At 70.7% G+C, this 24,813-nt stretch carries 18 protein-coding genes, 1 tRNA gene and 1 pseudogene; 12 read left to right on the top strand and 8 right to left on the bottom strand.

The genetic code is table 11. The annotated features are described in order from the left end of the window. Positions 1-176 precede the first annotated feature (176 nt). The 3 genes from ACIPM1_RS28065 to ACIPM1_RS28055 all read left to right on the top strand — a co-directional run bounded on the left by ACIPM1_RS28065 (position 177) and on the right by ACIPM1_RS28055 (position 4,318). Positions 177-1,418, top strand: coding sequence for a sensor histidine kinase (locus tag ACIPM1_RS28065; RefSeq protein ID WP_402439244.1), 1,242 nt, complete (start codon positions 177-179; stop codon positions 1,416-1,418). Next, a complete protein-coding gene (locus ACIPM1_RS28060) occupies positions 1,390-2,085 on the top strand; it encodes a response regulator transcription factor (protein ID WP_356190558.1) in 696 nt (231 codons plus the stop codon). The genes ACIPM1_RS28065 and ACIPM1_RS28060 overlap by 29 nt, the downstream gene beginning before the upstream one ends. 889 nt (positions 2,086-2,974) lie before the next feature. Beyond that, the gene (locus ACIPM1_RS28055; protein WP_402439242.1) at positions 2,975-4,318 is read left to right on the top strand and encodes a M48 family metallopeptidase; all 1,344 of its coding nucleotides are present in this window, start codon (positions 2,975-2,977) and stop codon (positions 4,316-4,318) included. A gap of 280 nt (positions 4,319-4,598) precedes the next feature. Here ACIPM1_RS28055 and ACIPM1_RS28050 read toward each other — a convergent pair whose 3' ends face one another. Further along, complete coding sequence (locus ACIPM1_RS28050; protein WP_402439241.1) at positions 4,599-6,362, bottom strand: thiamine pyrophosphate-dependent enzyme; 1,764 nt, start codon at positions 6,360-6,362, stop codon at positions 4,599-4,601. Positions 6,363-6,375: 13 nt separating this feature from the next. After that, complete coding sequence (locus tag ACIPM1_RS28045; protein ID WP_402439240.1) at positions 6,376-7,959, bottom strand: FMN-binding glutamate synthase family protein; 1,584 nt, start codon at positions 7,957-7,959, stop codon at positions 6,376-6,378. Positions 7,960-8,351: 392 nt separating this feature from the next. On the opposite strand from ACIPM1_RS28045, the gene ACIPM1_RS28040 reads away from it, so the two are divergent. Together ACIPM1_RS28040 and ACIPM1_RS28035 are read left to right on the top strand one after the other, a co-directional pair. Further along, positions 8,352-8,425, top strand: a tRNA-Met gene (locus ACIPM1_RS28040). A gap of 318 nt (positions 8,426-8,743) precedes the next feature. Next, positions 8,744-9,280 carry a GNAT family N-acetyltransferase gene (locus ACIPM1_RS28035; protein ID WP_402439239.1) on the top strand — a complete coding sequence of 179 codons (537 nt, stop codon included), beginning with the start codon at positions 8,744-8,746 and terminating at the stop codon, positions 9,278-9,280. Positions 9,281-9,351: 71 nt separating this feature from the next. On the opposite strand, the gene ACIPM1_RS28030 is transcribed toward ACIPM1_RS28035, so the two are convergent. Beyond that, complete coding sequence (locus ACIPM1_RS28030; RefSeq protein ID WP_402439237.1) at positions 9,352-9,924, bottom strand: NADPH-dependent FMN reductase; 573 nt, start codon at positions 9,922-9,924, stop codon at positions 9,352-9,354. A 374-nt stretch (positions 9,925-10,298) separates the two neighbouring features. Continuing rightward, on the bottom strand, positions 10,299-12,050 hold the full coding sequence (locus ACIPM1_RS28025; RefSeq protein ID WP_402439236.1) for an FUSC family protein: 1,752 nt from the start codon (positions 12,048-12,050) through the stop codon (positions 10,299-10,301). 571 nt (positions 12,051-12,621) lie between these two features. Here ACIPM1_RS28025 and ACIPM1_RS28020 point away from each other — a divergent pair. Continuing rightward, positions 12,622-13,077 carry a lipocalin-like domain-containing protein gene (locus tag ACIPM1_RS28020; RefSeq protein ID WP_402439235.1) on the top strand — a complete coding sequence of 152 codons (456 nt, stop codon included), beginning with the start codon at positions 12,622-12,624 and terminating at the stop codon, positions 13,075-13,077. A gap of 90 nt (positions 13,078-13,167) precedes the next feature. Here the strand turns inward: ACIPM1_RS28020 and ACIPM1_RS28015 are convergent. Beyond that, a pseudogene (locus tag ACIPM1_RS28015) lies at positions 13,168-14,499 on the bottom strand (MFS transporter). 184 nt (positions 14,500-14,683) lie between these two features. Continuing rightward, entirely contained in the window at positions 14,684-15,244 is a 561-nt protein-coding gene (locus ACIPM1_RS28010) for an alpha/beta fold hydrolase (RefSeq protein ID WP_402439233.1), read from the bottom strand. 610 nt (positions 15,245-15,854) lie between these two features. On the opposite strand from ACIPM1_RS28010, the gene ACIPM1_RS28005 reads away from it, so the two are divergent. From ACIPM1_RS28005 to ACIPM1_RS27985, 5 genes are all read left to right on the top strand, one after another. Beyond that, a complete protein-coding gene (locus tag ACIPM1_RS28005) occupies positions 15,855-16,619 on the top strand; it encodes an MBL fold metallo-hydrolase (protein WP_402439231.1) in 765 nt (254 codons plus the stop codon). A gap of 604 nt (positions 16,620-17,223) precedes the next feature. Then, positions 17,224-18,531: a GH25 family lysozyme gene (locus tag ACIPM1_RS28000; protein WP_402439230.1), complete on the top strand. Its 1,308-nt coding sequence runs from the start codon at positions 17,224-17,226 to the stop codon at positions 18,529-18,531. 70 nt (positions 18,532-18,601) lie between these two features. Next, positions 18,602-19,381, top strand: coding sequence for a D-Ala-D-Ala carboxypeptidase family metallohydrolase (locus tag ACIPM1_RS27995; protein WP_402439228.1), 780 nt, complete (start codon positions 18,602-18,604; stop codon positions 19,379-19,381). A gap of 423 nt (positions 19,382-19,804) precedes the next feature. Next, positions 19,805-20,431 (top strand): class I SAM-dependent methyltransferase, encoded by a 627-nt coding sequence (locus ACIPM1_RS27990; protein WP_356190525.1) that lies wholly within the window; start codon positions 19,805-19,807, stop codon positions 20,429-20,431. 249 nt (positions 20,432-20,680) lie between these two features. Further along, positions 20,681-21,745, top strand: coding sequence for a sodium:calcium antiporter (locus ACIPM1_RS27985; RefSeq protein WP_402439226.1), 1,065 nt, complete (start codon positions 20,681-20,683; stop codon positions 21,743-21,745). A gap of 355 nt (positions 21,746-22,100) precedes the next feature. On the opposite strand, the gene ACIPM1_RS27980 is transcribed toward ACIPM1_RS27985, so the two are convergent. Both ACIPM1_RS27980 and ACIPM1_RS27975 read right to left on the bottom strand, forming a co-directional pair. Beyond that, positions 22,101-22,724 (bottom strand): TetR/AcrR family transcriptional regulator, encoded by a 624-nt coding sequence (locus tag ACIPM1_RS27980; protein ID WP_402439224.1) that lies wholly within the window; start codon positions 22,722-22,724, stop codon positions 22,101-22,103. Positions 22,725-22,818: 94 nt separating this feature from the next. Continuing rightward, positions 22,819-23,691: a 3-hydroxyacyl-CoA dehydrogenase family protein gene (locus ACIPM1_RS27975; RefSeq protein WP_402439222.1), complete on the bottom strand. Its 873-nt coding sequence runs from the start codon at positions 23,689-23,691 to the stop codon at positions 22,819-22,821. Positions 23,692-23,869: 178 nt separating this feature from the next. Here ACIPM1_RS27975 and ACIPM1_RS27970 point away from each other — a divergent pair, with 178 nt between their 5' ends. Beyond that, positions 23,870-24,610 (top strand): acetoacetate decarboxylase, encoded by a 741-nt coding sequence (locus ACIPM1_RS27970; RefSeq protein WP_402439220.1) that lies wholly within the window; start codon positions 23,870-23,872, stop codon positions 24,608-24,610. Positions 24,611-24,813 lie beyond the last annotated feature (203 nt).

The following is a 24,813-nucleotide window of genomic DNA, read 5'->3' as shown; positions in this document are numbered from 1 at the left end:
CCGCGTCCAGCGGCGGTGGCACTCCCTTCCAGGGAACGTGACCGGCGCCCGTGCCCTTCGGCCGGTCCGGAACCCGCCGTAGCCAGGCGGACAGGCCGGTGCCGTCCCCGTCCGCACCCGGTGGGCGGGAGTGGCGACGTGATGCTCGATCCGGCCGTCGACCCTACGGTGGGGGCATGGTGCTGATCGGCGACGAAAGGCGGCAGGCGTCGACCCGGATTCGTGTGAGGGAGGCGCTGGGCCTGGCTGTCCTGTTCCTGCTGTCCGTGGTGGCTGCCTCGATCGAACCGCACGAGCACCGGTTCCTATTACGCTGGACCGCCCTGGTGCTGGCGGGCGTCGGTTGCTCGGCGCTGATCTGGCGACGCCGCCACCCGATCGGCGTATTGGCCGTCGCGCTCGGCTGCGGGGTGGGCTTCCTGGTCCTCGGGTTCCGGGAGAGCCCGCTCGTGATCAGCCCGGTTCTGCTGTCCGTCTACACCGTGGCCCTCTTGACCGACCGGCGTACCACCTGGACCGCCGCCTGCGCCTCCGCCGCCATCCTGGTGGGCTTCGCCATCCTGTGGGCCCCTCGCTCGTGGCTGAACCCCGACAACGCGGCATTGCTGGCCTGGACGGCGCTGCCCGCCGCCATCGGCGACGGCCTACGCTCCCGCCGCGCCTACGTGGCGGCCGTGGAGGAACGGGCGGAACACGCCGAACGCACGCGGGAACAAGAGGCGCAGCAGCGAGTGGCGGCCGAACGGGTGCGTATCGCACGCGAGTTGCACGACATCGTCGCGCACCACATCGCACTGATCAACGCCCAGGCCGGAGTGGCCGCCCATCTCGCGAAGCAGCAACCGGAACAGGTACTGACCGCCTTGGAGGACATCAGGGAGACCAGCCGGTCCGCGCTCGACGAGCTACGGGTGACCGTGGGGCTGCTGCGGCAGTCCGGCGATCCGGTCGCGCCTCGCAACCCCATGCCGGGCCTGGCTGACATCCCGGTGCTTCTGGCGTCCTTCGAACGCGCCGGCCTGGGCGTCAGCCACACCCGGCACGGCACCGCCGCCCCCCTGGCGCCGGCGGTCGATCTGGCCGCGTACCGCATCGTTCAGGAGGCCCTGACCAATGTGCGCAAGCACGCCGGGGCCGACCACGCCCGGCTGATCCTGCACCATCACCCCGAACGGTTGACGATCACTGTCGAGGACGACGGGGGGACCGCAGGGCAGTCCCCGCCGCCCGCGGGCACCGGACACGGGTTGGTCGGGATGCGTGAGCGGGTGGCCACGGTCGGGGGCCGGCTGCACGCGGGACCGCGCCCTGAGGGCGGCTTCAGCGTGACGGCCGACCTGCCGCTGCGCCCCGGCCTGCTGATCGGTGAGACACCAAGAAGGGACGGGCATGACGATTCGCGTACTGCTTGCCGATGACCAGGCTCTGCTGCGGGGCACCTTCAAGATGCTGTTCGACTCCACCGGCGACATGGAGACGGTCGGGGAGGCGTCCAACGGTCACGAGGCCGTGGAGCTGGCGCGGAGCCGGCACCCGGACGTGGTGCTGATGGACATCCGCATGCCGGAGATGGACGGCCTCGACGCCACCCGGCTGATCAGCGAGTCCGCGGATCTCGCAGCGGTGAGGGTGCTCATCCTGACCACCTTCGAGGACGACGAGCACGTGGCCGAAGCGCTGCGCGCCGGAGCGAGCGGCTTCCTGGGCAAGGGCGCGCGCCCCGAGGAACTGGTCGAGGCCGTCCGCACGGTCGCCGCCGGCGATGCACTGCTGTCGCCCGCGGCCACAGGCGCGCTGATCAGGCGCTTCCTGGCGCAGCCCAACCCCCGCCCAGGAGAGGTGCACGAGCGGCTGGCGTGCCTGACGCCACGGGAACGCGATGTCCTGGGGCTGGTGGCCCTGGGGCTGTCGAACGAGGAGATCGCCGAGCGCCTGTTCGTCAGCCCGCTGACCGCCAAGACACACGTCAACCGGGCCATGACCAAGCTGGCGGCCCGCGACCGGGCCCAGCTCGTGGTCATCGCCTACCAGTGCGGCCTGGTCGGCGCGGCGCCGGAACCGTCGCGTTCAGAGGTACCCACGTAGTCCCCTGCACGTCTGCTCCGGCTGTAGGCAGGCGTCCCGGATACTGCGGCCGTGGTACCCGGGAATCACTGCGCGAGGACGATGTGCGAGGGGGCCTCGCTGGGCGAAGGTGAGATAGCGAACGGAGGTCTCACCATGATCGAAGCCCCCAGCCGGACCAGCGACTACGACCGGACGACGGCGGTCCGCCGGACGAACGACCGCCTGGCAGCCGTGGCGCCGCACCTGACCCTCCTACGAGATTTCCTGGCCTGCGACACGTACCGCGACCAGCACGGGCACCAGGACGGCCGATCCCGGCGCGGCCACGTGCCACCCCGTCGTCGCACACCCGCTCCCTCGGCCGGACGGCTCACGCTTGCGCAGTGGGTCAGCAAGACCAAGAACATCGGCACGCCGGTCTTGACGGCCGACGAGGGCCATGGCGCTCGCCAACAGTCCTCCCCTCTCCGTGCGGAAGCCGGCACCGCGGTTCGGACGGTTCCCCCCGATGCCCCTCCCAGGCCGTCCCGGTGCCGCGCGGCGTGAGGCTACTGAACCCGATGGAGCGATGTCGGGATCGGCGGCCCGGCATGAGTCGCCCGTCTCACGGGCCTGTTGTCGGACCCCGCCGCGGACAGGGCGGCCACGGCGCGGCTGTCGATTCCGAGCGGAGGGGGCCGGCCGACGTACTTCGGTGGGCCGACCGAAAGGGGCTCTGAGAGCGGCCTCTGCCTTGGCCCACGCAGGCGCGGCGGACCTGCTGGGAAACCCGGATATAGGATCCGCGAGCGTTGTTCGCCCATGTGGGCCGGCCGAGCCCTGTGGGGGATCTTTCGATTTTCTGCGGGCCGGGCGTCTGGGCCCGGAGCCACACGCGGTCGCGGTCACGCCCCAGGATGAGGCTGAGTTGTGGGAACAGGTGCGCGCCGCCGCCGAAGTGACGGGGGAGCGGCCGCCGGACGAGCTCTACCTGTTGGCCGAGGTCAACGCGGGGGTCGCGGAACAAAACCGCCTACTGGGGCTGTTGCCCGGACGCCGCCGCATGTTCCTGGGCCTGCCGCTGCTCGCCGGGCTGACCGTCCCCCAGCTGCGGGCCGTCCTCGCCCACGAGTCCGGGCACTACGGCAACCTCGACACCCGGCTCGGCGGTGTCACGAGGCGCTGCCGGAAAGCCGTACTGCACACCGTGGGGGTTTTCCGCGAGGGCAGCACCCGGCTGCACTACGCGATCGGCGCCCTGTACGTCGGCTACGCCCGGATGTTCCTGCGGACCTCGCAGTCCGTAGCCCGCCACCAGGAGCTCGCCGCCGACCGGATAGCCGCCCGGCACGCGGGCCGTGACGCGACGGCCGCTGCGCTGCGCAATCTTCCGGTGCTCGCCGCCGCGCACACCCACTACCTGGAGACGTACGCCGCGATGGGCGGGCCGCTGGAAGCGCTGCCGCCGGTGGGCGAGGTGTACGGCGGTTTCCGACGGCTGCTCGCCGCCCGGACGGGGGAGCGGCTCGCGGCGCTCTCTGCCGGGCAGCGTCCGCCGCGGCCGCACGAGTACGACTCGCACCCGCCGACTGCCGAACGGATCGCCCTGATCGAGAAGCTGCCCGCCGACGACCGGCCCGATGGGTCGGGCGATGAGCCGGCCGCGCTCACCCTGCTGCACGACCCGGACCGGATGTTCGCCGCCCTGGAGGCGCGCACGCTGCCGCGGGAGGAGGCGCGACTGCGGCGCATGAGTTGGGACGACCTCGTCATGGCCCGTGCGGTCGCCGACGCCGAGGGCTGGTCCCGGCCGCTGCGGGTCGCCGTGAGCAGGGCGCTCCGCTCGTCGGCGCAAGGCGCGGACAGTACGGTGAGCGTGCGTCGAGGGGCTACGGCCGAGGGGGTGTCGAACGACAGGTTGCCCGGCTTGGAGGAGATCCTCGACGCGTTCGACCGCGGTCTGCTGTGGATGGCTGTCGCCGACCGCATGCCCAAGCCGCATCAGGCGGCGCGCCTGACCGGGCCGTCCGCCCGCAACTTCATCCGGCCCAAGATCTTCGACGGGCTCGCGGGCATGGTCCACCTTCGCCTCGCCGAGGCCGGACACGCCACCCCGGACATCGCGTGGTCGGGGCAGCCCGGACTCGTCCTGCCGGAGGCCTGGGAGAAGGGCATGGACGACGCCCTCGACGCTGCCGTCGCCGACACGCCCGACACCGCCCCTCTGCGCGCCCTGCTGGAGGCGGGTCTCACTCACAACATCATCCGCTGAACCAGAAGTTTCACGTCGGGCACCTGTGAGGCCAGTTCGCGGTTCACTGCCCTGGAAGGCGGGCGCGTCCGCGGGTTCACGGTGGCTCAGCTGTGCGTCCGCGGGCGCGGCCGGTTGACTCCAGGGGGAGCCGGGCGTCCTGTGCGGCGACGGTCACGGCCGCCGAGTCCGGCGCGTGGGCTCGGCGGCCGCCGTGACCGCCTCCGGCACCGGCCGGGCCCGCCGGCGCGCCCCGCGTGGGGAAGGCCGGCCGGGCCCGCACGACCGCGGATGTTCGGGCTCAGTGCGCGTCCGAGTCGCCGTGGCTGCGCACGATCTCCTTCATCTTGGCCACCGCGAAGCCCCAGCCCTGTTCGACGGTCGGCTTGGCGGGGACGGCGATCTCGTCCGGGTTGGTGAGCACGTCGAGCAGGACGGGCCCGGGGGTGCTCAAGGCGCGGCGCACGGACTCCTCCAGTCGGGCCGGGTCGGTCACGCGGATGCCGGTGATGCCCATGGCCGTGGCGACGGCGGCGAAGTCGGGGTTGTCCAGCACGGTGCCGAACTCCGGCAGGCCGGCCTGCTCCTGCTCCAGCTTCACCATGCCCAATCGGCGGTTGTCGAAGACGACGAGCTTGACGGGGAGTTCGCTGGTCTTCAGGGTCATGAGGTCGCCCAGGAGCATGCTCAGCCCGCCGTCGCCGCAGAAGGCCAGGACCTGGCGCGACCGGTCCAGGCACTGGGCGCCGAGCGCCTGCGGCATGGCGTTGGCCATCGAGCCGAGGTTGTAGGAGCCGAGAAGGCGCCGCTCGCCGCGCATCTCGACGAAGCGCGAGAGCCACACCGTGGCCATGCCGGTGTCCGAGGTGAAGATCGCGTCGTCGTCCGCGAGCCGGTCGATGACGGCGGCCAGTGCCTCCGGGCGGATGTCGTGGTCGCGGTTGTCCAGCGCGGTCCGGATCCGCCCGGCCAGGCCCTTGTCGTGCGCCGGGTCGGCGAGCCGGGCCTGGCCCGAGCGCCACTGCTCGAAGGCCTTGCGCGCGCCCTCCAGGTGGGAGCGGTCGCGGGCGCCCTCGGAACCGGGAGGCACGGCGGTCAGGTGACCGAGCAGGTCCCGGACGGTCGCGCCCGTGTCGCCGACGAGCCCGACGTCGACGGGAACCCGGCGTCCGATGTGGGTGGCCTCGGTGTCCACCTGGATGACCGTCCGGCCCTCCGGCAGCCAGTCCCGGTAGGGGAAGTCGGTACCCAGCAGCAGGAGGGTGTCCGCGTCCTCCAGCGCCGAGGCCGCCGCGGGATTTCCGATGAGTCCGGTCTGGCCGACCTGGAAGGGGTTGGTCTCGCCCTCGAAGCCCTCCTTGGCCTTCAGGGTGAGCACCATCGGCGCGGCCAGGCGGTCGGCCAGGGCCAGTACGTCCTCGCGTGCCGCGCGGGCGCCCCGGCCCACGAGCAGCGTGACGCGCTCCGCACGGTCGAGCAGCTCCGCGGCGTGGCGCACCGCGGACTCCTCCGGCCTGGTGACGGGCGGGTTCAGAGAGAAGCGGGCCGGCCGGTCGGCGGTCAGCTCCCGGTCGCCCAGGTCACCCGGCACGGTGAGCACGGCGACGCCCTTGCGGCCCAGCGCGTTGCGCACCGCCGACTCCAGCATCTGCGGCAGCTGGTCGGGGGAGGTGACCGTCGCCCGGAACACCGCCACGTCGCTGAAGAGCGCGTCGTTGTCGACCTCCTGGAAGTAGTCGCTGCCGACTTCGGCGAGCGGCACCTGACCGGCGATCGCCAGGACCGGCGTATGGCTCTTGGCCGCGTCGTAGAGGCCGTTCAGCAGATGGACGGAGCCGGGTCCGACGGTGCCCATGCACACGCCGAGGGTGCCGCTGAGCTGTGACTGGGCGCTCGCGGCGAAAGCCGCCGCCTCCTCGTGCCGGCAGCCCACCCACTCCACGTCCTCGGTGGTGCGGATGGCGTCGGTGAGCGGGTTGAGGGCGTCGCCGACGACGCCGAAGACCTGGCGCACGCCGAGCTCGCTCAGCGCGTCCACGATCACGCGGGCAACGGTTCGGGCCAAGGGATCCTCCAGATCACACGGTGAAACGGTCGGGGTCGGCGGCGTGCCAGTCGGCAGCCCAGGACGCGGGCGGCTCGGCGAGCAACTGCCCTGGCGCCAGCCATTCGTAGAGCTCCTCGTAGGAGCGCTCGGTGTAGGGGTCGATGCGCCGGCGCAGCATGTGCGGACGCAGTTGCGAGGGGTCGGTGACGCCCATGGAGGCCATGATCTGCAGCGCGCTGGCCACGGTGGCCTCCTGCAGGCGCTGGACGCGCTGCGTCTTGTCGCCGACGTCGAGGGCGCGGGCGCGCCAGGGGTCCTGCGTGGTCACCCCGGTGGGGCAGGTGTTGGTGTGGCACCGCTGCGCCTGGATGCAGCCGACGGCGAACATCATCGCCCGCGCCGCGTTCCCATAGTCCGCGCCCTGCACCATGCGTTTGACCAGATCAGTGCCGGTGGCGATCTTGCCGCTCGCCCCGATCCTTATGCGGTCGCGCAGGCCCGCGCCGACGAGCGCGTTGTGCACGGTGAGCAGCCCCTCGGTGAGCGGGGTGCCGACGTGGTCGGCGAACTCCAGTGGTGCCGCGCCGGTGCCGCCCTCGGCTCCGTCCACGACGATGAAGTCCGGGGCCGTGCCCTCCTGGATCATCGCCTTGCACACGGCGAGGAACTGCCGGCGTGAGCCCGGGCAGAGTTTGAAGCCGGTCGGCTTCCCGCCGGAGAGCTCCCGCATATGGGCGATGAAGCGGACGAGTTCGCGCGGGGTGGAGAACACCCGGTGGTAGGGGGGCGAGACCACCGTCTGCCCTTCGGGTACGTCCCGCACCCGCGCGATCTCGGCGTTGACCTTCGCTCCGGGCAGGACGCCGCCGATGCCGGGCTTGGCGCCCTGGGAGAGCTTGAGTGACACGCACTTGACGTGGTCGTGCGCGGCCTTGTCGGCGAACTCCTTGGGATCGAAGTCGCCGTCGTCGGTGCGGCAGCCGAAGTAGCCTGTGCCGATCTCCCAGACCAGGTCGCCGCCCGGTCGCAGGTGGTACTCCGACAGGCCGCCCTCACCGGTGTCGTGAGCGAAGCCGCCCGCCGCGGCGCCGCCGTTGAGGGCGAGCACGGCGTTCGACGACAGGGAGCCGAAGCTCATCGCCGACACGTTCAGCAGCGCCATGTCGTACGGGCGGTCGCAGTCGGGGCCGCCGATCCGCACCCTGGGCGGCGTCTTCGGGACCGGGCTGGGCGCCATCGAGGGGACCAGGAACTCGTAGCCTGGCTGGTAGACGTCCCGCTCGGTGCCGTACGGCTGCTCGGCGTCGGTTCCCTTCGCCCGCTCGTAGACGATGCTGCGCACATCCCGGTCGAAGGGGCGGCCGTCGAAGTTGCGCTCGACGAAGTACTGCTGGAGTTCGGGCCGGATCCCCTCCAGGAGGAAGCGGGCGTGCCCGAGGACGGGGTAGTTGCGCAGCACCGCATGCCGGCGCTGCAGCAGGTCCCACGCGCCGAGCAGTCCCAGCAGGGCGAGTGGGACGGCGGCGAACCACCACCACGGCGAGATCCAGCCGGCGGCGGCAATCGTCGCGAGTGCCGCGGCCAGAGTGAGGACGACCAATCCTATGCGTGTCACTCCCCGCTCGTTTCCCGGCAAACGCGCACCATGTCCCGCGCGGTTGCCAAGAGACCGTCAAGGACCTGCGCGGATGTGGTGAGGGGGGCGGCAGCCGTAGGTCGAGAGCTTGCCTTGGGCCACCGAACCGGTGGGGTACCCGGGACCACCAGCACGCTGCGGCGTGACGCAGGCTTCCGAACAGGCCCGTCACCCCCCCCGGGCCCAGCCCGTGACCGGCACGCCGCCCCCAGGTTGACGAGACCGGGGCCTCCAGGAGACGGCGTGATTTTTACGCCGTCACATTCGACCTGGTCCGGGGCCAGAAGGACGTCAGGCAGAGAACATCGTCCGCGGCGGCCTACACCCCCACCGAGTGCCGCATGATCCATCATGTAGAGTGGCATCACCGACGCGGGGTGGAGCAGCTCGGTAGCTCGCTGGGCTCATAACCCAGAGGTCGCAGGTTCAAATCCTGTCCCCGCTACGAGAAGAAGGGGCCCGTAAGCGCGGGCCCCTTCTGCGTTCCCCTCGCGGAACGAGCACCCGAGCAGTCGGCCGGTAGCGAGCAGGCACCATGGGCGACCCGGGGCGCGAAGGCAGGCGGCCCCGGAGGATCTACAACCCCGCTGCCGGAGTCCTGCGGCTTGTCCGGCGCATCCGACACGGCCGCCTTCGGCGGCACGACGCCCGACGAGCCGGAGTGTCTGTTCACCCCGGTGGGACTGGCATGAACCGCGACCGGCGTGGAGCCCGTCGGAGTAGGGCGGTTGATCGGCTGGTCCCTCTCGTATAGCAATGCTCTGTGATACGTGGTGAGAAGATCGGGTTGCGGGCCCGGCACGAGAGCGATGTCCCGGTTCTCCACTCCGAGCTGTACGACGATGTGGCTACGCGGTCACGGGCCGACTCCCGCCCGTGGCGGCCCATCTCGCCGGGTTCGGGGCAGTCGCCCTACGTAGTGGCTGAGCCTTCCGACGAGGCGGCCTGCTTCTCCGTGGTGGAACTGCGGTCGCAGGAGCTGGCCGGCGAGGCCCTGCTGTGGGGCATCGACCTGCACAGCAGGACGGCTCATGTCGGGGTCTCCCTGCGGCCCGCGTTCCGCGGTCGCGGGCTCGGCGTCGATGTCCTGATGGCGTTGTGTGCATACGGATTCGCCGTACGTGGACTGCAGCGCCTGCAGTTGGAGACCCTCACGGACAACACTCCGATGATCGCAGCGGCGACCAGGGCGGGCTTCTTGCGCGAGGGAACGCTGCGGCACTCCGCCTGGGTGTACGGCGCGTACGCGGACGAGGCCATCTTCGGCCTGCTCGCGGACGATTGGACACCCCGGGCATGAACAGCAGGAACCCGGGTTCCCGCTGGCGCAGGAACGGACAGTTGCGACCCGCGCGTGCCAGACGCAGGAGATCAGTTCCTGGGTGGGAGCACGGTGAGCACTCGGACGATATGGTCCCGGTACTCCTGCATGAACCTACGGAGGAATTCCTCCGTGCCGGCGTCGTTCACCTCGCCGTCGTTGGTGAATACCTCCGGGATGAATTTGATGTACGCCTCCGGTGCGTTCATCTGGGGAGAGTTGCAGAAGCTCAGGGCGCTGCGCAGGCTCTGCTGGGCCACTGCTGTTCCGATGGACCCCGGTGAGGCTCCGATCACGGCGGAAGGTTTGTGCGTGAACGAATTGTCCCCCCAAGGGCGGCTGGCCCAGTCGATGGCGTTCTTGAGCGCGCCGGGGATCGAGCGATTGTATTCCGGCGTCACGAAGAGGAGGGCGTCGGCGGCGGCGATGGCAGCCTTGAGCGCCCTGCCTTCGGGGGGATAGTCACTGTCGTAGTCGTAGCTGTAGAGCGGAAGGTCCTTGATCGGGATCTCGGTGAATTCCAGTTCGGGAGGTGCCAGCCTGACCAGGGCTTTGGAGAGCGTTCGGTTGATCGATCGACTGGCCAGACTTCCAATGATGTACCCCACCTTGTACGTAGTCATTTACCCTCGATTCGCTGCGTACCAGGGCGCACTCAGGACACCTGGGCTTCGAAGGGACCGATGGTCCCTGACTGCAGGGAAACACGCTGCCGGGTGTTCGACGTTCCCACGGGGGCCGATCGGATGAGCCGCGCGGCTTCGACGGGGCCGCCCGTCGCCGCCCTCCTCAGGCCGGGGAACGCGGGCTCGAGCACAGACGCCGACCGCGGGAGCTCGCGGCGCTCCCCAGGAAATGTGGTGTCGTGTCCGGCGGTGGATCGCACCGTCAGGGCTCGAGCGGCCGCAGTGACTCGAGTTCGTCCAGCCGGGCCGTCCGGTCGCCCCCTGTGGCGAGCAGTTCGCAGGACTGCGCACCTGTCCGCTGCGAAAGCGGGTCAGTCGCCCGAGGCCGTCTGCACCAAGGACTCGTACAAGGTCGACAGCTCGGTGGACACGAAGGCGGGCACCTCCCCGAGCGGCGTCGGCGCGGTTCCTGTACGGATCGCGCCGGCAAGGGCGGTGAGTGCTCGGTGCAGTTGCTCGGCGCCGCGGGCACCGAACAGCGAGCGGGACACCCGGCGTGCGGCCTCACTGCCGCTGCCGACCTGCTCCAGCGCCCAGCAGGCGGAGAGCACCCGGTAGGCCAGCCGTTGGGTGGCGACCACTGTGGGCCACATCAGCTCCGCGTCCCTGCGCCGGGCGACCGAGGAGTTGACGCTCGCGTCGTAGGCCTGGAGTGCGTCAATGGCCTGGATCTGGAGATCGCGTCGGGCAGCTCGGGCACCCGGGGTGGTGACCGCGCTCTCGGCCAGATGGTCCGATACTGCACCGACTGCTTCCAGGGTGCGAGTGATCACTGCCGGGATGTGTGCCGCCTCCTCCGCCCGCATCGTCGCCCGGAACACCGCGAGTGCCACGGCGCAGCCGAGCGCGGTGTCGACCCCGCGGGCGAGCAGCAGTCCACCGAGGTCGTCGACGCGCTGTCCGCCGCTCGCGATGGTCAGCGCCAGGGCGGTGATGAAGATGACAGCCAGGGCGTAGTTGCGCACCACAAGCATCTCGATGGCGAATTGCAGCAGCGCGACGGTCAGCGCAAGCCACAGCCCGGTGGGGTAGGCCGTGAGCACGCCCAGCGCGAGAAACAGCCCGATGCATGTGCCGACCAGCCGCTCCAAGGCGCGCTGCCTCGTGCGGACCCAGTCGGAGCCCTGGTGCAGCATCAGCACCGCGGCGGCGATGGCCCAGTAGGCGTGGTCCAGGCTCAAGACGGCACCGAGTCCTCCGGCCACCAGGGCCGCAGCGCCGACCCGCAGGGTGACGAGGAGCTGTTCCGACCCGGTCGTGACCGCTTGCCGCAGCAGGTCGAGCGGTCTGGGGCCGCCGATCGGGATCTCCTCCTGGCCGGCCACGGTCCCGGCCGAGGACGGGTGCTGCGCCTGAGCGGCGAGCCGTCGTGCCCGGTCGGGTACGGCATGGTCCATGGGGGCGTCGTGGGCCGCGGCCCGCATGGCGTCGGCGAAGACGAGGTGCAGTTCGCGGTTGAGCCCGCGCAGCCTGGACACCGTGCTGTCCGGGGTGATGCCGATCGGCTGGTAGCTGATCAGCGCCGCCCATGACTCGTGCATCGCAAGGGCGGCCCAGTGCCGGGCGGTGTCCTGCCGGGGAGTGCCCACCGCCTCGGCGAACCGCGCCACCGCGTCACCGGCGGCCGCGACCGCGGATTTCTCCGGACCCCGCGGCCACAGCAGAGCACCGGACATATGGACGAGCCATGCGAAACCGCCGCCTGCCAGCACCAGCAGGCTGGTGGGCCAAGGGCTCAGATGTCCGGCGTGCATCGCCGTGCCGACGGCACAGGCGAGGGCGACCATGTAGGCCCCGGGCGGACCGACGGCCAGGGCGTTGCACAGCAGGGTCGCCGCCACCGCGATGAGGGCGACCACGAGCACCCCGACCCACACGACAGCGGCAGCCCAGACGCCCATCCCGACCGCGCATGCCAGGGACACCGCGATGAGCGCAAGCCTGCCCGCGCGGTAGAGGTAGGGCAGGCCGCTGCCGTACAAGGCGGTGAAGCCGCCGATCGTCGCCAGGAGACCGGCCGCGGTGTCGCCGGCGGCCCAGCCGGTCAAGACCGGCACGCCCATGCAAAGTCCCGCGCGTGCCGCGAACGGCCACCGCCGTCTCGCGTCACGCAGCGCGAACAGAGGGCGAATCCCGATCGGGCCCGGCCGTGGCGCGGGCGGGATCGGCGCCGGTGACGCTGCGGGTCCTCGAGGCATGCTTCCAGAGCAGCACGGACGGCGTTCCGACGCTCGCCCTGCGCCGCGGGACATCGTGTTCTCCGCGAGAGTCACCCCTTGGAGCATGAGCAATCGTGCTCCCGCGACTGTCCCTGGGGTACCGGAGGTGTTCGCTGTGCTGCGGTGCCGTGGATGAGCGCTCGGGTTGTCTCACGGGATACCGGTTGGTCCCGGGCCACCGGATGGCGTAGCGGCCCGAGCGCACTCCGGTCGGCGCGGAGACCATCTTCACAGGCGGGCTGAATCCGGCTCACCGGCGATGTCGGCCGACATGTCGATTTGACGCTACCGACTTGGCGGAGAGGCGCTTTTGCGGCGGCGGGAGGAAAGGGTCTTCCTCGACTGGCGGCGTACATCGCGGATGCCGTGACGGCGATGGAAGCGGTGCACTGTTCGATGCTCGATGGAGGCAGGGATGGCTGAGGGTCTGCGCAGTCGGCTGATCGGTGCGTGGAAGCTGGTGTCGTACCGGGAGACCCCGGTCGACGGGTCGGAGCCCTCTGAGCCGCTGGGCCATGAACCGCAGGGCATCATCATGTACACCCCGGACGGGTACATGTCCGCGCAGCTGTCCAGGCCCGACCGTTCCGGCTTCGCTTCCGGGGACTGGTTCGACGGCACGACGGAGGAGTACACGGCGGAAGCGACCTCCTACATCGCCTACTCGGGGCCGTTCCACGTAGACGAGGAGAAGCAGACCCTCACCCACTCCATGTTCGTGTCCCTGTTCCCCAACTGGACCGGCCAGACACAGCCGCGCGTGGTGAGACTCGAGGGCGACACGCTGCATCTGAGCACCGCATCACCCATCAGGTCGAGTGGCAGAACCGTCAACTCGGTCCTCACCTGGCGCCGGGCCGAACCCAACTGACCCTGCGCGAACGGCAGTGCGCGGGCGATCACTGCGGCGCTGGGAAGACCGAGAAGGAACCCGCATGAACATCGGCGGGGAGGACCCAGGCTAGGGAGACGTGTGAACGGCTCCTTCGCTCTCGACGGCGGCCACGCCAGCGGCCGCGTCCGTCCGTGGGGACGGGCGCGGGCACAGCAGCAGGAACATGCCGGCGACTGCGGCGGCCAGGGCGAAGGCCAGGAAGTTCGAGTTGACGCCGAGCCCGGCGGCGAGCAGCCAGCCACCCGCCTGGGGTGCGAGGACCGCACCGATCCGGCCGAAGCCGAGTGAGAATCCCAGTGCCGGCCCCCGCAGGTGGGGTGGGTAGTGGTTGACGACGGCGGCGATGATCAGGCACTGGGTGCCGTGCGTGCCGACGCCGGCGAGCACAAGCGCGCCGTAGGCCACGGATGAGTGCGGATGGAGCAGCAGAACTGCCAGACCGGCGGCTGCGGCAAGGGCGGCGATGACGGCTGTCGGGACGGGGCCGATTCGGGTTCCGCCCCACGCGGTCACCAGCGAGCCCAGCACGGCGCCGAGGTTGAGCGCGAACAGGAAGGTCAGGGACGACCCGAGGCCGAAGCCGCTTTCCCGCATCAGTTGGGGCAGCCAGGTGGCCAGCCCGTACCAGGCGAAGAGCGTCACCACGGTCGCCAGTGAGAAGAGCGCGGTGGCGACTGTGTACGGCGGACGCAGCAGCGAGCGCAGACGCGGTGTCTGCGTCACGGCGCTGTGGCGGTGATCCGAGGGCAGGCCGAACCGCTCTTCGATCTCGGCGGCCCGTGTGTGTTCGCCGTGGGAGCGGAGCCAGATGGGGGACTCCGGCAGCGACCTCAGGCACAGCGGCATGACGACCAGAACCGCGAGCAATGCGATGAGGAACATGGCCTGCCATCCGAACCGGGGCAGGACGCCGATGCCCACAACGGCCGCCACGCTTCCGCCGATCGGGACGCCGGACATCATCAGTGTGGAGACGATCGACCGGTGGCGCGGGGCGACGAACTCGGTGGCGAGCGCGTTCGCGCTGGGCACCAGGCCGCCGAGGCCGAGCCCCGCGAGGAAACGCAGGGTGCCGAACACCTCGGGGCTCGGGGCGAACGCGCACAGTGCGGTGAACAAGGAGAACCAGGCGGTTCAGCCGACGATGGTCCGCCGGCGGCCGAGTCTGTCGGCCAGCACGCCGGCGAGGACGGCGCCGACGAGCATGCCCAGGAAGGCGAGGCTGCCGAGCAGGCCGGCGGCGGACTTGGTCAGGTGCCAACCGGGTTCCTGGAGGAGCTTCGGAAGGACGGTTCCGTAGACGATGAGGTCGTAGCCGTCGAAGACGACGATCACCCAGCACAGGGCGGTCACCAGGAACGAGGCCTTGCGTGCCGCCGGGTATGTGGTCTGCGTCATGGCAGAAGAGAGTGAGGTCCTTTTCTCACTTCGGGACAGGTTTTTCTGCTGTGCAGAACGACCTCGTCTACGCCATCGAATGGGTCGAACGTACCTGCCGTCGCTCCTCCGGTATCAGGGTCCGCTGCGATGCCGGCCGTCGTCGTGGTGTGGCCGATCAAGGAGAGGGCGTGCGCCGAAGATTTCAGGGGCTGTCGGAACTGATCGCGTCGGCCACTTCGCTCAGATCGTTGTTCAGCTGGTGATCGCGCCCGGGCAGCCGGTGCACCTGTGCCTGCGGAATCACGCGGGCATAGAGATCGGCATGCGACGGTGGGGCGGTTCCGTCCTCCAGTCCGTGGAACACATGCACCCGCGCGCCGTGCGGCAGCCTCGCGCCGAGATCGACAGGCAGCTCGAACTCGTCGCCTGGCCAGCCACCCTGGCCGACGAAGGGGGCGGCGATCAGCACGATCGCAGCGAGCCTGCGCTCCGGCGGCTGCTCGGCGAGTGCGTGGACGAGGATCGTGCCGCCCACCGAATGGCCGACCACGACCGCGCCGTCCTCCAGGTCTGCCATCTCGCGTCGGATCGCCGGGCTCCACAGGGCGTCACTCGGGTCGCCCTCGTCGGGCATACGCGGGTACCGGACCTCGTACTCGTCCCCGAGCTCTCCGCTCAGGCTGTCGACCATCTTGTCGTCCCATTCATCGTGCGCGCCCGCGCCGCCGCCTTGGATGAACAAGATCTGCTGAGTTCCTGTCATGGCGATCGTCCTTTGCCCTCGTAGGGAGCCGGTCTGGGACCCGCTGCCGGCCGGTGCCAACACCCGCAGGGGTGGATAGGGTTCGTCGAGCGTCACGACGGCCCCGCTACGCCGAACCACCACCCGAGCGGAGGCCTGAACGGCCGGATTCGGCGGTGGGTCGCCGGCACGTAGAGCGCGGCCGGAGCCCTCGCGTCGCACAGAGGAACACGACCGATACCGCAAGCGAGTCCGGTCCCGTGTCATCGTGTCGGACCTCGCCCGCCGCGGCGCCCGACACGGCACAGGGCTCGGATCCGCATCGTCTGAAAGTAGCCTCCGCCACCACACCGGGCCAGCACCTTTCTCACCAACTGCTGTTGTCGCCCAAGGCGCACCAGCGGAACGACAGCCTCACAGCCCGATCAGGACGTCACCGACGAGGCGGATATGCGCGAGGTCATCGAAAGGCTCGGCCCTCCGCAACGGGCCTGAACCCGCGGGCTGATCCGGGAAGACGCCGGGTGTACGCACGCCCGCGCCGCCACAACGTCGCGCCCAGCGGGCGGAGAGCGATGAATGCGGCTGCGGATCGCAGTCTCAGCACTGTGAGCAACCGATGGGAGTGAAGATGGGCAAGTTGAATCAGGTGGCCGAGGGCGTCTGGGTCCGGCAGAGCGCGTGGGTGTGGACCAATTCCGTCGCGGTGCGCGGGGAGGATGGGTTGATCCTGATCGATCCCGGCATCGATGGCTCAGAGTTGGACCAGCTCGCCGATGACGTGGACCGGCTCGGCATTCCCGTGGCCGCCGGGTTCTCCACCCATCCGCACTGGGACCACCTGCTCTGGCATTCCCGGTTCGGCGAGGTGCCGCGCTACGCCACCCCCGCCGCCGCCCACGTTGCCGGTCAAGCCCGCGAGCGGGCGCAGGCGATGGCGGCGGAGAGCGCGTCGGGCGTCCCTGTCGACCTGGTCGCGCTGGTCACCCCGCTGCCCTCGGACGGCGGGCCGGTGCCGGGCGAGATCATCGAGCATCAGGCGCACGCTGTCGGCCACGCCGCGGTCCTCCTCGCGGACCGTGGCGTCCTGATCGCCGGCGACATGCTCTCCGACGTCCTGATCCCGCTCTTCGACTCTCGCCAAGACGACCAGATGGGAGCCTACGAGGCCGCGCTCGACCGGCTGGGTGAGGCCGCTGGGCACGTCGATGTCGTGGTTCCCGGCCACGGCGCCGTTGCCGAAGGTCCCGAGGTGGCGGCCCGCCTCGCCGCGGATCATGCCTACATCGATGCGCTGCGGCGAGGAGCGGAACCGGTCGACGCGCGTCTGGGGCCGCATGAGGACTGGCTCTCCGGCGTCCACCGTTCGAACCTGGAGCAGGCCCGAGGGCGGTAGGACCCGGGTGGTCTGGCGGGTCTACCGGATCGACGCCCTGACCAAGCTGGTCGCCTCGATGACGGTCCCGCCGGGAGACCTCCTCTACGGCATCTCCTGGGTGCCTGCAGTGGCACCAGCGCCGGTCGGTTCGTTCGCCTTCGGCTCTCAGCGCGGACGGAGAGTGGTCGGCTTTCGGGCAGGCGGATATCGCGTCACGTCGTACGTCCCGGGTGGCCTGCCGCCGGATCGTGGCCGTCCGTCGCTGTCGAGGGCACCGTGCGTCGGCCGCCCGCGCATCCGGTGCGGACGGTCACCGGCCCGCGCATCCGGTGCGGACGGTCACCGGTCGGGCCGAAGAGGGGCGCGGCCGGCCGAGCTCCGGCGGCCGCACCGGTCCCGGCAGCCATCTTCCGTCACGGGTTCCACGCGCGTAGCTTGTTGTCAGAGACACCTCAAACGCACGCGCGCCACCTCTCACACCACCGCAGACCGCACCGACATGCCGACCCGCCGTCTCTCGCGCCGTCATGCCGCGCGCCGGTCTGCGTACCGCACTCGCATCCGTCCGCCGCAGCCCCATTCCCACCTCCTGCGGACGCCGGCCTGAACTCGGGGGAGAAGCATGCTCGCAGCAGTCCTGTCGCGGTTCGAATCAGAGAGGGCCAGCAGGCGCCGGTTCCGCCTGCCGCCGGTCCTCGCAGCCGTACTGACGGCCGTGGCCCTGGTCGGCACGCTCGCCCTGCCCGCCTCCGCCTCGGTGACACCGGCCGGCGGGGGAGCCGTGCCCGTCCGCATGACGCATCCGCAGGAGGACCACGCCGGGTCCGGACTCCAGCGCCTCGGCGGCGGCTCCCGCTCCGCCACACTCGCGGCCGCCGCGAGCACCGGCCCGGCCGGTCTGGACGTCAGCGGCTATCAGGGCTCCGTAGACTGGGCCGCAGTCAGCAGCGCCGGTGCCGCCTTCGCCTACGTCAAGGCCACCGAGGGCACCACCTACACCAGCCCTTCGTTCTCCCAGCAGTACAACGGCGCCGCGAACGCCGGCCTGATCCGGGGCGCCTACCATTTCGCGCTGCCCGGCAACTCCAGCGGGACCGCGCAGGCCGACTGGTTCGTCGGCCACGGCGGCGGCTGGAGCGCCGACGGCAAGACGCTGCCGCCCGCGCTGGACATCGAGTACAACCCCTACGGCGCCACCTGTTACGGGCTGAGCCAGAGCGCGATGGTGTCCTGGATCCGGGACTTCAGCAACGAGGTGCGCACCCGGACCGGCCGCTATCCCACGATCTACACCACCACCGACTGGTGGACCACGTGCACCGGCAACTACGGCGGATTCGGTACTACCAACCCCCTGTGGATCGCCCGTTACGCCAGTAGCCCGGGCTCCCTGCCCGCGGGCTGGTCGGCCCAGACGCTGTGGCAGTACGCCGACTCCGGTACCTTCCCCGGAGACCAGGACACCTTCAACGGCACGCTGTCGGATCTCCAGGCCTTCGCCAAGGGCAGCACGTACAACCCGCCGCCGACGGCGAGTTGGCCCACTGTGCAGCAGGGGGACACCGGTGAGCGCGTCAAGACGGTGCAGTACCTGCTCGTCGCGCACGGCGCGTCGCTGACCGTGGACGGCTCCTTCGGGCCGGCCACCGACAGTGCGGTGCGCTCCTTCCAGTCCGCGCAGTCCCTCACCGTCGACGGCATCGTCGGTCCCGCCACCTGGCAGGCGCTCATCGTCACCGTGCAGCAGGGTTCGTCCGGGCCCGCGGTCAGGGCCGTGCAGAGTCAACTCGTCGCGCACGGCGCGTCGCTGACCGTGGACGGCTCCTTCGGGCCGGCCACCGACAGTGCGGTGCGCTCCTTCCAGTCCGCGCACTCCCTCACCGTCGACGGCATCGTCGGCTCCAACACCTGGCAGGCGCTGGTCGCCTGACACGGACCGCCCGAACCGGCAGGCCGGGACAGGGCGTCGAGCGGACCAGACGTCGAGACAAGGAGAACTCATGAATCCAGCAGGACACCCGGGCCGCCCCATCGGCCGCCGCACCCTGTTCCGGGGCGCCGCGGGCGTGGCGGCCGCGCTCGGTCTCGCGGCCGCGGCCGACCTCGGATCGGCCGGACCGGCCTCGGCCTACGGGTGGAGCCGCACCCTCCAGCAGGGGGATTCCGGCTCCGATGTGGTGGAGCTGCAGATCCGTGTGGGCGGCTGGGCCGCCTCCAGCGCCCAGCAGACGTATGTGGCCTGGGACGGCGCGTTCGGCCCGGCTACGACTGCCGCCGTGCAGCGCTTCCAGTCGGCCTACGGCCTGACCGCGGACGGCATCGTCGGGCCGCAGACCCAGAGCGTGCTCAACAGCCTGGAGAGCAGCGACGGTTCGACCGCGCACTTCGACTGGAGCGAGTTCTACTCCGCCGACGGCTCGGGCTTCAGCGGCGGCAAGGTCGGGTCCACCGAGGTCAAGGAGAACGTGCGCCGGCTGATGTACAAGCTCGAGGCCGTACGCAAGAAGGTGGGCAACAGCGCCATCACCATCAACTCCGGTTTCCGCAGCGTCTCCCACAACGCGGCCGTGGGCGGCGCGTCCAACAGCATGCACGTGTACGGCGTCGCCGCCGACATCGTGGTCTCCGGTTACACCACTCTGCAGACCTACCGGATCGCCGAGACCTGCGGCTTCTCCGGCCTGGAGGCGTACACGCACTCGTGGCAGCACGTCGACAGCCGCGTCCAGTACCCCTCGTACGGCTCGGGCTCGTGGTGGTGGGAGAGCGGCGTGGTGTGATCCGCGGTCCGCGAACCGCCGCCCCTGCGGGCCGCCGCGGCGGGTCCGGCGGTTCGCGCCGCCGCGGCGGGCGGCGGCCCGAGGCGTGCGACGGTGATCCGTCCCGGCCCCGGCACCGCGTGATGCCGACAGGAGATCGACCACGGCCGCCGACACCTGAGGCGCCGGCCGCTGCGAGAGCGCGCGGCAGCCGTCCGGCAGCTCCACCACCAGAGCCCGCGGCCGCGCCGGCGGGCCTGCCCCGGTCGGCTGGTGACCGGCTGTGACCGCCGGCGGCGCATCGCTCGCTCCAGGTCCTGCTGATCTCAATGCGGGCCTGGGAGGTGGTCTCGTCGTCGTACCCGAGCGAGTCCACTGCGACGGCGCGGGATTCGGCACAGGGTCGGGCGACAGCGGCGAACGGGGGGTGTTAGCTTCCTTCCCGTGGCGGAGCACCAGGATGAGACCAGGGCGGCCTACGACGGGGTCGTCGAGCTGTATGCGTCGATGTTCGCCAATGGGCTGGAGACGCGGCCGTTCGCACGGAACATGATCGGCACCTTCGCCGAGCTGGTGCGTGGGACGGGGAACACACGGGCGGCCGACGTAGGCTGCGGACCCGGACATCTGACGGCCATGCTGCACGATCTGGGGCTGGACGCCTTCGGGCTCGACCTCTCCCCAGCCATGGTCGACCACGCCCGGCGGGCCCATCCGGCGCTGCAGTTCGACGAGGCGCGGATGGAGGCCCTCCCCGTCGAGGACGGCACGCTCGGCGGAGTGCTGGCCCACTACTCGATGATCCACACGCCTCCTGGAGAACTGCCCGCGCTCCTCGCCGAGCAGGCGCGTGTCCTGGCACCAGGGGGCCTGCTCCTGGTCTCGTTCTTCGCGACCGACGCGCCGGAGCCGATCCGCTTCGACCACAAGGTGACGCCCGCCTACAGCTGGCCGGCGGACCGGTTCGCCGAGCTGCTGGCCGGGGCCGGGCTCGTCACCTTCGCCAGGCTGCTCCACGACCCGGCCTCCGAGCGGGGCTTCCTCGACGCCCACTTGCTGGCCCGCCGCTAGCGCACGGCCTTCCGGCGGGCGGGATCTCGTAGTCGACTGTCGCCGGCTCCCCGGGTAAGGCAGCCTGTTGCTGTTCTTGCGTGATCTCTGGGGGCGTGGCGGCGTGGGGGCGTGGGGCGGGGGTGCGGAAGAGCAGTTTGCGCGAGTTCACTTCGAGGCGGCCCGTCGGTCCCATGGTTTGAAGACGGACGGGGTGACGTCGGTGCCACAGATGCCGTGCCAGGGCCGTCATCGGGTACTCGCTGCGGCATGGGATCTTTGAGCTCACCGGCGCTGCTGTTGCTGTTCGTGGCCAGTGCGGCCGTCATCTGGTACGCGGGTGTCAAGTTGTCCGACACCACGGACGTACTCGCCCAACGCCTTCACCTGGGCAGCGCGCTGGGCGGCCTGGTCCTCCTCGCCATCGCCACCAACCTGCCCGAGATCGCCATCACCGTCAGCGCTGCCCTGGCCGGCCAACTCGACGTCGCCGTCGGCAACATCCTGGGCGGCATCGCCATCCAGACCGTCGTCCTGGCCATCCTGGACGCCGCCGGCGTACGCCCGCGCGCTCCGCTGACCCGCCTGGCTGCCAGCCTCCAACTCGTCCTCGAGGGCGCTCTCGTAGTAGTAATCCTGGCCGTCGTCGTGATGGGCACCCAGCTCTCACCCCACCTGCATGCCGCCCGCCTGGCCCCCGCCTCGGTGGCGATCGCCGCGCTGTGGCTGATCGGCCTGGTGCTGCTCGACCGGGCCGGGCGCGGACTGCCGTGGCGGGAGGGCGGCGACGCCCCCGACAGCCAGCCCGAGCCGCGCGGCCACTCCCGCGGCAAGAAGGAGAAGGCCGCCACCGACCAGGGCGTCGGCACCGGCCGGGCCGCGCTCGTCTTCGCTGCCGCTGCCTCGGCCACCCTCGTTGCCGGCGTCGTGATCGAGCGCAGCGGCGAGGAGTTCTTCGCCCGTCAGGGCCTCAGCGGCGTGCTGTTCGGAGCGACCGTGCTGGCCGCGGCCACCTCCCTGCCCGAGATCAGCACCGGCCTGACCTCCACGAAGCTCGGCGACTACCAGCTCGCCGTGAGCGACATCTTCGGGGGCAACGCCTTCCTGCCTGTGCTGTTTCTCCTGGCCACCGTGATTTCGGGCAAGCCGACCCTGCCCGCCGCACACGACACCGACGTCTACCTCACCGCACTCGGCATCATCCTCACCGTCGTTTACATGACGGGGCTCATCTTCCGGCCCCGGCGCCAGTACGCACGGATGGGCGTCGACAGCATCACCGCAATCGTCGTCTACCTCATCGGCATCGCCGGGTTGGCCACCATCGCCACCTGACTGGCGCTCGTCGGCACGATGCCGGTGGCGTTGCTTCATCACCTGCCGCCTCATGCTTCAGCAGCAGATCAAGTCCCCGGCCGGCATCGGGCGCATCGACGAACTCATCGAAGTAGACCCGGTGATGCGTGGCAACGGCTGTCTTGTAACGAGGGGGCGAAGGGCCCGCGAGTCTACGACCCGTGCGGCGTCGGGCCCACGCCGACACCCGCCAGACGCTCGCGCTTGCAGGGCGCGACCCCGACGTCCTTGAAGAGCGGGCCGGACCAAGGGGCTCGGTGGCGGTCACGGCCTCGTGCCGTTCACGTGGGAGGACGACTCCCCGACAGGCGGCGCGTCTGCACACGCGTAATGGTCAGGCGCGGGTTGGGGGCGTGTCGGGCTCGGCGGGGGCGGTCAGGGCGTGGATGAGGCGGGGTGTGAGGTGCTCGAAGCCGTGGTCGGGGCCGTGGATCAGCTGTTGGGCGGTGAGACCTTCGAACAGGGCGATGAGCAGCCGGGCCAGATCTCCGGCCGGGACCAGCGATCGGGCGCCGGAGCGGCCGAGTGCCGTGGTCAGCACCTCGGACAGGCCGTGGGCGAGCCGGTCCTCGTGGACGGCCAGTTGCTCGGCGATCGCTGGGTTGCGGGCCGCGTGCAGGGTGAACTCCATGGAGACCAGGAACCACTGGCGCTCTACGGGAGTGCGCCCGGCGATGTGTTCACACAACTGGACGATGGGGTGCGTGCCGGGCTCCGGCTGGACGGCGGCCGCTTGGAGGTCGGCGAGCAGACGGTCGGTGTGGACGTCGTACAGGGCGAGGAAGAGTTCCTCCTTGTCGCGGTAGTTGGAGTAGAAGGCACCGCGGGTCAGCCCGGCGCGCTCGACGATGTCGCTGATCGAGGTGGCGTGGAAGCCCTTCTCGGTGAACAGGGCCCAGGCGCTCTCGGTGAGCGCTGCGCGGGTCAGGGGTCGGCGCTTGGTCGGGGACTTCGGCACGTCGGGGGCCCCTTTCGTGACGGTGGGGAACGGCTCTGCGCGGCCGCGGCCAGCGTAAGCGACCAGCCCACCCGTCCAGCGGCCGCGCAGGCCGTCAGCTCGCGTGCTGGTAGTCGTCGTAGAAGCCGCGGCCGGTCTTCACCCCGAGGTGTCCGGCGTCTACGTAGCGGCGCAGCAGTTCGCGCGGGCCGGTCGGCAGGTTCGGGTTCTTCGCCGCGTAGTGGTTCTCGATGTCGAGGACGACGTCCAGGCCGACCTGGTCCATGGCGCGGAACGGACCGCCCTTCGTGCCGAGGGTGAGCGCCCACATCGCGTCGACGTCCTGCGGGGTGGAGACTCCCTCGGCGACCACGGCCAGGGCCTCACGCTTGATGGCCGCCCAGATGCGGTTGAAGATGAAACCGGTGCTCTCCTGGTGGGCCTCGAAGGGGAAGACGCCGTAGCGCGGCAGCTCGCGCAGGAGCAGGTCGAGGACGGCCCGCTCGGTGTGACCGCTCGACATCAGGTCGACCGCACGCTTCGCCGGCGGCATGTAGAAGTGCATGTTCACCACCCGCTCCGGGCGGGTGACGTGGTCGATGAACTGACTGCTCGGGTAGGACGAGGAGTTGCTCGCCAGGATCGCGTCGGTGTCCGCAGCCTGGTCCAGGTCGGCGAAGACGCGCTTCTTCAGCTCCAGGTGCTCGGGTACCGCCTCGACCACCAGCCAGGCGCCGGCCAGTGCCTGGGCCAGGTCGGTGGTGGCGCTCACCGTGCCGGGCGTGCCGCCTTCGACTCCGGCGGCGACCTCGGCCACATGCTGCTCGACGTAGGCGCAGGCGTCCTGCCCCGCCTGGGGCGCGGGATCGTAGATGCGGACGTGACCGCCCCGGGTGGTGAACATCAGGGCGATACGACGCCCCAGGGTGCCGGCGCCGAGGACGGCGACCGGGCGGGTGGCGGTGTCGGTGGGGAGGGTGAAGGCCATGACCATCTTTCTTCCGGTTCGGCCGGGGGCGGACCGCGACGCGAGCGCAGCCTGGGGAGCCGATTTTGCGGACCACCCCCCATCGGATACACCATGTATCCGATACACAGCGTATCCGAGGCGTGGAGGAAACCCCTCGCCCCGCTCGCAACCCTCCGACCCACCGGGAGAAACACCCATGCGCGCCGATGAGGTCCGCCGCCACGCGGGCACCCCGCTGACCGCCCCCGTCTACCCGCCCCGCTTCACGCGCTTCACCGACCGCGAGTACCTCAACGTGGTCTACCGCACCGACCCCGAAGCGCTGCGCGCCGTCGTCCCCGAACCGCTCGAGATCGACGAGCCGCTGGTGCGCTTCGAGGTCATGAAGATGGGGGACGTGGAGGGGTACGGCCCCTACCTGGAGTCCGGCCAGGTCATTCCCGTCCGCCTCGGCGACGAGCGCGGCGAGTACCTGCACGTCATGCACCTGGACAACTTCGCGGCCACCGCCGCCGGCCGGGAACTGAGCGCCTACCCCAAGACCATCGGCACCCCGGCCCTGTTCGCCGACCACGGCGCCCTGGTGGGCACCCTCGACTACGGCACCCAGCGCGTGGCCACCGCCACGATGCCCTACAAGTGGCAGCCGCTGGACATGGAAGAGGCCCGCCGCCAGATCACCGCCCCCACCTTCGCGGTCAAGATCGTCCCCGGCCTCGACGGCCGCTTGCAGACCTGCCGGCTGGTCCGCACCGAGATCAGCGACGTCACGGTCAAGGAGGCCTATGCCGGCCCCGCCCGCCTCCAGCTGTCCGCCCACGTCATGGCGCCTCTGGCCGACCTCCCCGTCCTTGAGATCGTCTCCGCCAGCCACATCGTCACCGACCTCACCCTGGCCCCCATGACGCCCGTGCACGACTATCTTGACGTTCAGTAGTGATTGGCTACTCTTGGTGACACTCCGCCCGGCGGGCGGCCCTCCTCCTGTGAGGTGTGGGAGGGCGAACGGCGTCCGGGGGAGTCGGCGGAGCCCGCCGTGGCGTGAGATCCCCAGCTTGCTCGCGGTCGCGCTCACCGTCACCTGCTCGGCCCGGTGAAGCCGGCGCGACGCCCCAAGTACCGCGCGTGCCGCGTTGACGG

The organism is Streptomyces sp. NPDC086766 (assembly GCF_044746005.1).
GTDB lineage: Bacteria > Actinomycetota > Actinomycetes > Streptomycetales > Streptomycetaceae > Streptomyces.
This window is presented reverse-complemented; position numbering and strand designations above follow the sequence as displayed.

Excerpts from the sequence above, each read along its gene's own strand:
- ACIPM1_RS28065 (WP_402439244.1), top strand. The coding sequence starts at position 177 with ATGGTGCTGATCGGCGACGAAAGGCGGCAGGCGTCGACCCGGATTCGT.
- ACIPM1_RS28060 (WP_356190558.1), top strand. The coding sequence starts at position 1,390 with ATGACGATTCGCGTACTGCTTGCCGATGACCAGGCTCTGCTGCGGGGC.
- ACIPM1_RS28030 (WP_402439237.1), bottom strand. The coding sequence starts at position 9,924 with ATGACTACGTACAAGGTGGGGTACATCATTGGAAGTCTGGCCAGTCGA.
- ACIPM1_RS28025 (WP_402439236.1), bottom strand. The coding sequence starts at position 12,050 with ATGGGCGTGCCGGTCTTGACCGGCTGGGCCGCCGGCGACACCGCGGCC.
- ACIPM1_RS28020 (WP_402439235.1), top strand. The coding sequence starts at position 12,622 with ATGGCTGAGGGTCTGCGCAGTCGGCTGATCGGTGCGTGGAAGCTGGTG.
- ACIPM1_RS28010 (WP_402439233.1), bottom strand. The coding sequence starts at position 15,244 with ATGACAGGAACTCAGCAGATCTTGTTCATCCAAGGCGGCGGCGCGGGC.
- ACIPM1_RS28005 (WP_402439231.1), top strand. The coding sequence starts at position 15,855 with ATGGGCAAGTTGAATCAGGTGGCCGAGGGCGTCTGGGTCCGGCAGAGC.
- ACIPM1_RS28000 (WP_402439230.1), top strand. The coding sequence starts at position 17,224 with ATGCTCGCAGCAGTCCTGTCGCGGTTCGAATCAGAGAGGGCCAGCAGG.
- ACIPM1_RS27995 (WP_402439228.1), top strand. The coding sequence starts at position 18,602 with ATGAATCCAGCAGGACACCCGGGCCGCCCCATCGGCCGCCGCACCCTG.
- ACIPM1_RS27985 (WP_402439226.1), top strand. The coding sequence starts at position 20,681 with ATGGGATCTTTGAGCTCACCGGCGCTGCTGTTGCTGTTCGTGGCCAGT.
- ACIPM1_RS27975 (WP_402439222.1), bottom strand. The coding sequence starts at position 23,691 with ATGGCCTTCACCCTCCCCACCGACACCGCCACCCGCCCGGTCGCCGTC.
- ACIPM1_RS27970 (WP_402439220.1), top strand. The coding sequence starts at position 23,870 with ATGCGCGCCGATGAGGTCCGCCGCCACGCGGGCACCCCGCTGACCGCC.